The organism is Trueperaceae bacterium, assembly GCA_031581195.1.
Classification (GTDB): Bacteria; Deinococcota; Deinococci; order Deinococcales; family Trueperaceae; genus SLSQ01.
The window spans coordinates 11,579-21,493 of record JAVLCF010000034.1; the positions used below are offsets into that span (position 1 = coordinate 11,579).

Sequence of the window (9,915 nt, forward strand, 5' to 3'; positions counted from 1 at the left end):
GGCGCCGGAGGTAGCGCCGCTGGAGCACAAGCCGGAGATCGGCATCGACGACTTCGCGAAGGTGGAGTTGCGCGTCGGCACCATCACGGCGGCGGAGGACCACCCGAACGCCGACCGGTTGTGGGTCCTCACCGTCGACCTGGGGCCCGAGACGCGGACGGTGGTGTCGGGCATCAAGGCGCACTACGCCGCCGAGGACCTGGTCGGGACGACCGTGATCGTGGTGGCGAACCTGGCGCCCGCGAAGCTGCGGGGGGTGACGTCGCAGGGCATGATCCTCGCGGCGGAGGATGCGGAGGGCACCCTGTCGCTGGCCGGCCTCGACCGGCCGCTGGCGCCCGGCTCCGAGGTGCGGTGAGGGACGCCGCGCCGGCGTGCGTCGGGACCTGGGTTCGGGCGGGCCTCCTGGGGCTCGTCCTCCTCGGGGCGGCTGCGGGAGCGGCGGGCGGCCCCGGGCCGAACGGCGTCGTGCCGGAGGGCACCTGGTGGGCGGTGCGTTGGGCGACGCCGGACGGCGTACGGACGCAGGTGCCGTCGGCCCGGTACGCGTTGACGGTGTCGGGGACCGACGTCTTCGGGACGGCGGCCTGCAACCGCTTCGCGGGCCGCGTCGCCGACCCCGCCGGCGTGCGCGTGTTCGGTCCGTTGGCGACGACGAAGGCGTACTGCGGCGACGACGGCCGCGGGGAGGCGTACGTCCGGGCGTTGGGGGCGGCGACGTCGGTGGACGTCGCGGGGGACCGGCTCCACCTGCGGGGGCCGGAGGGGGACGTGACGTTGGTGCCGGCCGAGGGGCCGGCGGACGGGGGGCGTCAGCCCTCGTCGAGCGCGGCGAGGAACCGTTCGCCGTAGCGCGCGAGCTTCGCGGCGCCGACCCCCTGGACGTCGGCGAGCTCCGCCTGGTCGCGCGGTTGCCGGACCGCGATCTCGCGCAGGGTGGCGTCGTGAAACACGACGTACGGAGGGACGCCCGCCTCGCGCGCGATCGCGGTGCGGACGGCGCGCAGGCGCTCGAAGCGGGCGTGGTCTTCGGGGTCGTCCAGGTCGGCCGGCGCCTCGCGGCGGCGGGGCGCCGCGCCGCCCGCCCCACCCTTCGCGGCGGGGGCGACGCGATCCTCGCGCAGCGCGACGGTCGTCTCCCCCCGCAACAGCGACGCGGCGGCGGGCCCGACGCGCAACGAGCCGTGCCCCTCGTCGTCGGTCACGAGGTGGCCCGAGGCCACGAGTTGGCGGACGACGGACCGCCAGCCGTGCTCGTCGAGGTCGCGCCCGATCCCGAACGTCGAGACGTCCTGGTGCCCGAGCCGTTCGACGCGGGGGGTGCGTTTGCCGAGCAGCACGTCGACGAGATGCCCCGCGCCGAAGCGTTGCCCGGTGCGGACGACGGTGGACAACAGCTTCTGGGCGGGGACGGTCCCGTCGAACGTGGGGACGGGGTCGAGGCAGGTGTCGCAGTGGCCGCACGGCGCGTCCAGGTCCTCCCCGAAGTAGCGCAGCAGCACCTGCCGGCGGCAGCTGGACGTCTCGCAGTAGCCGAGCAGCGCCTCGAGGCGTTGCCGGGTGACGCGCTGGTACGCCTCGTCCCCGTCCCCCGACGCCAGGAGGCGCCGGACCTGGACGACGTCCTGGAGGCCGTACGTCAGGAAGGCGTCGGCGGGCCGGCCGTCGCGACCGGCGCGGCCGGTCTCCTGGTAGTACCCCTCGAGGCTCTTAGGGAGGTCGAGGTGCGCGACGAAGCGCACGTCGGGCTTGTCGATGCCCATCCCGAAGGCGATCGTCGCCACGATCACGACGCCGTCCTCGCGCAGGAAGCGCTCCTGATGCGCGGCGCGGACCTCGCGGTCGAGGCCGGCGTGGTACGGCAGCGCGTCGACGCCCTGCGTCCGCAACCACTCGGCGGTACGGTCGACGGTCTTGCGGGTCATGGCGTAGACGATGCCGGCGTCCCCGACGTGCTTCGCGCGGTAGAACGCCAGGAACTGCTGGCGGGCGTTGCGCTTGTCGGTCACCTGGTAGTGGATGTTGGGCCGGTCGAAGCTGGAGACGTACGTGCGGGCGTCCTCGAGGCGCAACTTCTCGCGCATCTCGCGGCGGGTGACGCCGTCGGCGGTGGCGGTCAGCGCGATGCGGGGGACGCCGGGGAAGCGCTCGGCCAACACGGAGAGCTGCAGGTACTCCGGTCGGAAGTCGTGCCCCCACTGCGAGACGCAGTGCGCCTCGTCGATGGCGAACAACGCCAAGGGCGTGCGCTCCAACAGCGCGAGGGTGGGCTCGTTCACGAGCCGCTCCGGCGCGACGTACACCAGGTCGAGGCGGCCGGCGAGCAGGTCGGCCTCGACCTCGCGGCGGGCGTCGGGCGTGAGGCTCGAGTTCAGGTAGCTGGCGCGCACCCCGAGCTCGCGGAGGGCGGCGACCTGGTCCTGCATCAACGCGATGAGGGGCGAGACGACGACGGCGGTGCCGTCGCGCAGCAGGGCCGGGAGTTGGTAACAGAGCGACTTCCCGCCGCCCGTCGGCATCAGGACCAGGGCGTCGCCGCCGTCCGCGACGCGGACGACGACGTCGCCCTGGTCCCCGCGGAAGGCGTCGTAGCCCCACGTGCGTTTCAGGACCTCCAGCGCCCGCGCGCGGGTGCTGGGGGTGGGGGCGGCCGGGGGCTCGGGCATGCGGAAGGGTACCAACGGCGCGGCGCCCGGCCCGACCGGCGACCGGGCGCGAGCCGCGGGACGCTCGGCCGGCGTGGGGCCGGGCGCCCGCGGGGGCGTCAGAGCACGAAGCGGCCCGCGCGCATGATCGGGGTGCGCGTCCCGTCGTCCCCGTCCCGGTCGCCCTCGGGGTCGCCGTGGACGCCGTCGACGTCCATGGCGGCGGAACCGATCATGAAGTCGACGTGGATGAGGCTGTCGTTGAGGCCCCACCCCGCGACCGCGTCGTCGGAGGCGTCGGGCCCCCCGTGCACGCAGAAGCGGTAGCCCTGCCCGAGCGCGACGTGCGAAGCGGCGTTCTCGTCGAAGAGGGTGTTGTAGAACAGCGGCGCGCCGTCGCGAATGGGGCTGTCGGCGGACACGAGCGCGACCTCCCCGAGCCGCCGCGCGCCGGCGTCGGTGGCGAGCAGTCGGTCGAGGACCTCCTGGCCCTTCGCGGCGTGCGCGGCGACGGCGACGCCCCCCTCGAAGCGCAACTCGAAGTCCTCGATGAGGTGGCCGCCCTGCGACAGCGGGACGCTGGCGCGGACGGTGCCGTTCACCCGGTGGGCGTGCGGGGCGGTGAACACCTCCTCGGTCGGCATGTTCGCCACGAACGTCTGGCCCTCGGGGGTGGTGCTGCCGCCCGACGCCCACCGGTGGTGGTCGGCGAGGCCGACGCGGAGGTCGGTGCCGGGCCCGCGGAAGTGCAGGGCGTCGAAGCGGGCGTCCTCGAGGACCGCCGCGCGGCGGTCGAGTTCCGCGACGTGCTCGCGCCAGGCGGCGACGGGATCGTCGCGGTCGGCTCGGGTCGCGGCGAAGATCGCGCGCCACAACCGCGCGGGGGCGTCCTCGCCGGCGTCGGGGAACACCTTGCGGGCCCAGCCGGGGGACGGCGCGGCGATCACCGACCAGGCGATGCGGTCGGCCATCGCGTACGCGCGGTACGGCTTGTTCGCCGCCGACGCCGCGGCGCGGAACGTGGCGATGCGTTCGGGGTCGGCGTCCTTGAGGGCTTCGGGGTCCTCGCCGGTGATGGAGAGGAACGCGTCGCCGCGCTCGGCGCGCCCCAGGTTCGCCTCCGCTTGGCCGTAGGGCAGCTCCTCGAAGGTGCCCTCGGGCGCCTCGAGGAAGCGGATCTTGGCGATCTCCTCGTCGCTCCAGTCGACGTCGACGTAGGGCGCGCCGGCGGCGTAGGCGCTGCGGGCGAGGGCCCGCGCGAGCGGCGCGGCGTGCAGGGGCGCGCGCACCACGAGGCGTTGGCCTTCGCGGAGGGCGACCCCGACGTGGATCGCGAGGTCGGCGTAGCGGCGGAGGTCGGTGTCGGTCGGTGCGTCGGGCATGCCGTTCAGGATGCCACGAACCGGCCGGGACGTCCGCCCGCTTCCCCGACGACCGGGTGGGAGCGCTACACTCGGGGGAGGTCGGCGGCGCGTCCGCGCCGCCGCCCGACAATCCGCGTTCCTTCGGGGCAGGGTGCAATTCCCGACCGGCGGTGTGGGCGCACGCGCGCCCGAGTCCGCGAAGCCGACACGGCCCGAACCGGTGCGATTCCGGTACCGACGGTGAGAGTCCGGATGGGAGAAGGAGGTGAATCGCCGCGCGCGCGTCGCGCCGGCGACCGTCGTGACGTACGAACCCGAGACCGACCGGCCGCGTTCCGGCCACGCACGCTTCATGACGACCGCGCTCGAGCTCGCCGAGCGGGGGCGGGGCACGACGTCCCCGAACCCGCTGGTGGGCTGCGTCCTCGTGCACCCCGCGCACCCCGGCTCGGATCACGGCGCGATCGTGGGGCGCGGCTACCACGCCGAAGCGGGCGGCCCGCACGCGGAGGTCGTGGCGCTCGAGGCGGCGGACGGCTTCACGGAGGGCGCCACGGCGTACGTCACGCTGGAGCCCTGCAACCACCACGGCCGCACCCCCCCGTGCACCGAGGCGTTGATCGAGGCGGGCGTCGCGCGGGTCGTCGTCGCCACCCTCGATCCCGACCCCCGCGTCCGCGGGCGCGGCGTCGCGCGCCTCCGGGAGGCGGGCGTCCAGGTGGAGGTCGGCGTCCTCGCCGACCTCGCCGAAGCGCAGAACGAGCCGTACCTCACCGCCCAACGCGAGGGGCGACCGTGGGTGCTGTACAAGACCGCCACCAGCCTGGACGGCAAGACCGCCGCGACGTCGGGGGACGCGCGGTGGGTGACGGGCCCCGCGGCACGCGACCGGGTGCACGCCCTGCGCGGCCGCGTGGACGCCGTCGCGGTCGGGATCGCCACGGTCCTGCAGGACGACCCCCGCCTGACGACGCGCGGCGGGCACGGCCGCACGCCCCGGAAGGTCGTGTTCGACGGCGCCGCCCGCACCCCCGTCGATGCGGCGCTGTTCCAGCCCGACGACGCGAACGTCCCCGCCGACGTCACGATCTTCGTCGGGACCGACGCGCCGGCGGAGCGCGTCGCGGCGCTCCGTGCCGCCGGCGCCGACGTCGTCGCGCCGGGCGGTGCGGCCCGCCCGCGCGTCGCGGCGGCCCTCGCCAGCCTCCACGAACGCGAGGTCCGCAGCCTGCTTCTGGAGGGCGGCGGGACGCTCGCCGCGGCGTTCCTCGCCGCCAACGCGATCGACCGGGTCGCCTGGTTCCTCGCCCCGACCCTGGTCGGCGGGGACGCCCCCACCGCGCTCGCCGGCGCCGGCGCGCCCCGCATGGCGGACGCGACCGCCCTCGCCGACGTCACCTACGAGGCGGTCGGCGACGACCTGCTCGTCGAAGGTCGCGTCGTGCGGCCCGGCCCCCCCGACGCGGCCGACGACGCGTCGGCCCCCACCCCCGCACCCCGCCCGGGGGACGCGACGTGAGTCGCGCCCCCCGCACCGGAAAGGAGGCCGCAGCGTGTTCAGCGGCATCGTAGAGGAAGTCGGTCGCGTCGCGACGGTCGGACGGTCGCACGGCGACGTGCGCGTCCGCGTCGAGGCGACCACCGTCCTGGAGGACCTGAAGGTCGGCGACTCCGTCGCCGTCTCCGGCTGTTGCCTGACCGCCGTCGCGGTGGACGCGACCGGCTTCGAGGTCGAGTTGACCGACGAGACCGTCCGCGCGACCGCCCCCCGCTGGGCCGCGGGCGCGACGGTGAACCTGGAGCGGGCCCTGCCCGCCGACGGGCGGTTCGGGGGGCACGTCGTCGCCGGGCACGTCGAGGGGGTCGGCCGCATCGCGGCCCGCGAGGACCGCGACGGCGCGACGGTCCTGACGGTGGAGAGCGACCCGGCGCTGGCGCGCTGGTGGATCCCGAAGGGCAGCGTCACGGTGGACGGCGTGAGCCTCACCGTCGTCGACGTCGGGGGGCCGGGCGGGACCCGCGCCGACCTGCCGGCGCACGCCTTCACGTTGTGGTTGATCCCGCACACCCTGCACGTCACGACGCTGCACGAACTCCAGCCGGGCGACGCGGTGAACCTCGAGGCGGACGTGATGGCGCGCTACGCCGCGCGCGCCGCGGCCCTCGCGGACGGAGCGGACGCGTGAACCGCGACCCGCGCCTCGCGGACGTCGACGCCCTCCTGGAGGACCTGCGCGCCGGGCGTCCGGTGATCGTGGTGGACGACGAGGACCGCGAGAACGAGGGGGACCTGATCCTCCCCGCGCAGTTCGCCGACGCCGACGCGTTGGCGTTCCTGATCCGGCACACGGGCGGGGTCGTCTGTCTGGCGTTGCCGGGCGCGACCGCCGACCGGCTGGAGCTCCCCATGATGGTCGAGCGCAACACCGCCCGCCGGCAGACGGCGTACACGGTCTCCATCGAGGCGCGCGAGGGGGTCACGACCGGCATCAGTGCCGCCGACCGCGCCACCACCCTCCGCACCGCCGCCGACCCCGCGTCGGGGCCGGACGACCTGGCGCGGCCGGGGCACGTCTTCCCGCTCCGCGCGGCGGACGGCGGGGTGTTGCGCCGCGCGGGGCACACCGAAGCGGCGGTCGACCTGTGCCGCCTGGCCGGCCTCGAGCCGGCCGGCGCGATCAGCGAACTGATGCACGACGACGGCACCCTCATGCGCCTCCCGGCCTTGCTGGACTTCGCCGAGACGCACGGGCTTCGGGTCGGCTCGATCGCGGACCTGATCGCCTACCGCCTGGCGCGCCACGACGGGTTCGTGACGCGCGAAGCGAGCGCGGAGCTGCCGACGCCCGAGGGGACGTTCGTGGTGCACGGCTACCGCGACGCGGAAACCGGGGACGAGCACGTCGCGTTGGTGATGGGCGACGTCACGACCGACGCACCGGTGCTGGTGCGCATGCACAGCGAGTGCCTGACCGGCGACGCGCTGCACAGCCTGCGCTGCGACTGCGGTGCGCAACGCGACGCGGCGATGCGCGCCATCGCCGACGCCGGCCGCGGGGTGCTCGTGTACCTGCGGCAGGAGGGGCGCGGCATCGGCCTGATCCCGAAACTGCAGGCGTACGCGCTGCAGGACGCGGGCGCGGACACGGTCGAGGCCAACGAACGCCTGGGCTTCCCCGCCGACCTGCGCGAGTACGGCGTCGGTGCGCAGATCCTGCTGGATCTGGGGGTCGAACGCCTCCGGCTCCTCACGAACAACCCCCGGAAGGTGGCGGGGCTCGAGGGGTTCGGCCTCACGATCGTGGCGCGGGAACCGCTGCACGTCGGCGAGACGGAGCACAACGCGCGCTACCTGGCGACGAAGGTCGCGAAGCTCGGGCATCACGAGGACGACGCGAACCTCGGGCTCGACGAGGCTCGCTAGCGCACCATCGTGATCGCGCTGACGCATGTATGACGACCGCGGACTAACGTCCAACGCGCGGAGCCGAATACCCACCCGCGCAGACGAATCGAGGTCCACATGTTTACCCGCACGCTGCTCGCCATCCTCCTCTCGCTCGTCGCGTCTACGGCCGCGGCCCAGACGCTTCGGTACTTCTCGTGGAACCCCGAGCTCGCCGAGATCGAAGCGCCCCTCATCGCGGCGTTCGAGGAAGAACACGGCGTCACCGTCGAGGTCGAAGCGCTGCCACCCGACCAGTATTGGCCTCGGATGCGTGCCCTCGCGGCAGCTGGCCGTCTTCCAGATGTGTTCTACATGTCGAGCGGCTTCATCGCCGAGTGGCAAAGCGAAGGCTTGCTCGCTGACCTCACGCCCTTCGTTGCCGACCTCGACTTGAGCGATTACTACTCGGGCGTCCTGAGCGTCGCCGAGTTTCCTCAGGGCGGCAACGTCTACGCGTTCCCCGTCAACTGGGTCGGAACCGTCCTTTACTACAATGCCGACGCGTTCGACGCCGCCGGCGTGGCCTACCCGAACGACGACTGGACGTGGGATGACTTCCTCACCGCTGCGGACGCCCTCACGATCGACGAGAACGGCGATGGGACGATCGATCAGTGGGGATATTGGGCCTACGGACGCTACGCCCACATCGAACCGTGGATCTTCAACAACGGTGGAGATCTTCTCAACGAGGCGCGCACTCGCCTCGACGTGAACGACGGTGCACGTGAAGCACTTACCTTCTTGACCGACCTCGTGCACGAGCACGGCGTGGCACCCACGCCCGCCTCTCTCGAGGGAATCCGCCAACAAGACGTCTTCCCTCAAGGGATTGCGGCCATGTGGGTCGACGGCACCTGGAACATCGCGAACAATCGCACCATCGTCGACGGTGCGTTCGCGTGGGACATCGCGCAAGTGCCCAACGGCCCCTCCAGCACGGGCGACGTGGGATACACGTGGCCGGACATGATGGCCATGTCCCCCAACGGCGACCAGCAAGACCTGGCGTTCGATTTCATTCGCCACATGACGGGCGAGGAGCGCTCCACCGACCTGTACCTCGGTGGCACCGTTCCGTTTCTGCGCACCACCGCGCAGAGCGACGCTTGGCTCGAACTCGATCAGCAACCCGCCAACAAAGACGTCATTCTCGACATCGGTTCCCTCCCCGGGAAAACGAGTTTCACGCCCAACTGGGGTGAGTGGCGCGGTTACGCTGCAGCCGAGGAGGGCGGCATGAACGGGGAGCTCGACGCCGCGTTCAACGGAAGCAAGACCATCGACGAGGCGATCGAACGCTTCACCGAGTACGGCAACGGCGTGCTCGAGCGCGTCTACCCGAACCCGTAAACCGTTTCCGACCCGTCGAAGACCGGTTGAATCCACGTGGAACGCACGGCGTACCGTGCGTTCCACGTCAAGGAACTGCATGCGCTATCCCAAGCATCTTCCCTTCCTTTTCATCGCTCCGATGCTCATCGGCCTGTTCGTGTTTCGCATCGGCCCGATTTTCGCGTCGTTCTACGTCAGCTTCACCGAATGGAATATCCTCGGCGCGCCCCGCTTCGTAGGACTCGCGAACTATCGCGACGCCATCGAAACCGAATCGTTCTGGCACGTCATGGGCAATACCGTGCAATTCACACTGCTCTACGTGCCAAGCGTCATGGCACTTGGGCTTGCTCTTGCCCTGCTCGTCCATCAAGGCCTCAAGGGATCGCTTGTTTTCCGCGGATTGTTTTTCATGCCGTACATCACGTCAATGGTGGCCGTCGCGCTCGTATGGCGATGGATCTTTGCAAGCCAGCACGGGTTGCTGAACGCATTCCTTCGCGCGATCGGCATCGACGATCCACCCCTCTGGCTAGGTGACCCCGACTACGCCCTGATTGCACTCGTTGTCGTGTCGGTCTGGCAAGCCGCCGGATTTCAAATGCTCCTGTTCCTTGCGGGGCTACAGAACGTGGATGGCGCGATACAGGACGCAGCGAAGGTGGATGGCGCGACCCGATGGCAGGTCTTTCGCCACGTGACGCTCCCGCTTCTCTCGCCCGTCACGTTCTTCGTTTTGATCGTCAGCCTCATCGCATCGTCACAAACGTTCGAAGCGACCTACGCCCTGACGGGTGGTGGCCCGCAACGTTCGTCGACGACGCTTGCGTTCTACATCTACCAGAACGCCTTCGTATTCTTCCGCATGGGGTACGCCTCCGCTCTGGCCTACGTCTTACTGACTCTCGTGGCGAGCATCGCGGCCCTCAACTTCTTCCTGCGCAGACGGTGGGTGCACTATGGTTAACGAGGCGGGTCCGACACGCCCCCACGGCCGGCACATCGGCATCACGCTCGCGTACCTCGCCTTGGTCGGGTACGGGATCGTCACCATCCTCCCGTTCGCGTGGATGCTCATCACCAGCTTCAAGCCCGCCGGTTCGGTGTTCGAGCTGCCTCCAAG

The 9,915-nt window shown here is 71.9% G+C and carries 9 protein-coding genes and 1 riboswitch; of the genes, 7 read left to right on the forward strand and 2 right to left on the reverse strand.

Translation table 11 applies throughout. From position 1 onward, the window contains the following. Both metG and RI554_04790 read left to right on the forward strand, forming a co-directional pair. Positions 1–358 (forward strand): methionine--tRNA ligase subunit beta (gene metG, locus RI554_04785; protein MDR9391327.1); only part of this gene is annotated, 358 nt, incomplete at its 5' end. Continuing rightward, complete coding sequence (locus RI554_04790; GenBank protein ID MDR9391328.1) at positions 355–852, forward strand: META domain-containing protein; 498 nt, start codon at positions 355–357, stop codon at positions 850–852. The genes metG and RI554_04790, both read left to right, overlap by 4 nt. Here the strand turns inward: RI554_04790 and recQ are convergent. Both recQ and RI554_04800 read right to left on the reverse strand, forming a co-directional pair. Then, positions 813–2,666 carry a DNA helicase RecQ gene (gene recQ / locus RI554_04795; protein ID MDR9391329.1) on the reverse strand — a complete coding sequence of 618 codons (1,854 nt, stop codon included), beginning with the start codon at positions 2,664–2,666 and terminating at the stop codon, positions 813–815. The two genes, RI554_04790 and recQ, sit on opposite strands and share 40 nt — an antisense overlap. 98 nt (positions 2,667–2,764) lie before the next feature. After that, positions 2,765–4,027 (reverse strand): aminopeptidase, encoded by a 1,263-nt coding sequence (locus RI554_04800; protein MDR9391330.1) that lies wholly within the window; start codon positions 4,025–4,027, stop codon positions 2,765–2,767. Between the two features lie 115 nt (positions 4,028–4,142). Next, positions 4,143–4,277: riboswitch (FMN riboswitch) on the forward strand. Between RI554_04800 and ribD the strand changes: the two genes are divergently transcribed. From ribD to RI554_04825, 5 genes are all read left to right on the forward strand, one after another. Then, positions 4,275–5,528 (forward strand): bifunctional diaminohydroxyphosphoribosylaminopyrimidine deaminase/5-amino-6-(5-phosphoribosylamino)uracil reductase RibD, encoded by a 1,254-nt coding sequence (ribD, locus tag RI554_04805; protein ID MDR9391331.1) that lies wholly within the window; start codon positions 4,275–4,277, stop codon positions 5,526–5,528. It overlaps the preceding riboswitch by 3 nt. 34 nt (positions 5,529–5,562) lie before the next feature. Next, the gene (locus RI554_04810; GenBank protein ID MDR9391332.1) at positions 5,563–6,195 is read left to right on the forward strand and encodes a riboflavin synthase; all 633 of its coding nucleotides are present in this window, start codon (positions 5,563–5,565) and stop codon (positions 6,193–6,195) included. Beyond that, positions 6,192–7,433: a bifunctional 3,4-dihydroxy-2-butanone-4-phosphate synthase/GTP cyclohydrolase II gene (locus tag RI554_04815; protein MDR9391333.1), complete on the forward strand. Its 1,242-nt coding sequence runs from the start codon at positions 6,192–6,194 to the stop codon at positions 7,431–7,433. Before RI554_04810 ends, RI554_04815 begins: the two co-directional genes overlap by 4 nt. A 99-nt stretch (positions 7,434–7,532) precedes the next feature. Continuing rightward, positions 7,533–8,810, forward strand: coding sequence for a sugar ABC transporter substrate-binding protein (locus RI554_04820; GenBank protein MDR9391334.1), 1,278 nt, complete (start codon positions 7,533–7,535; stop codon positions 8,808–8,810). Positions 8,811–8,889: 79 nt separating this feature from the next. Next, positions 8,890–9,759: a sugar ABC transporter permease gene (locus tag RI554_04825; GenBank protein MDR9391335.1), complete on the forward strand. Its 870-nt coding sequence runs from the start codon at positions 8,890–8,892 to the stop codon at positions 9,757–9,759. Positions 9,760–9,915: the final 156 nt, after the last annotated feature.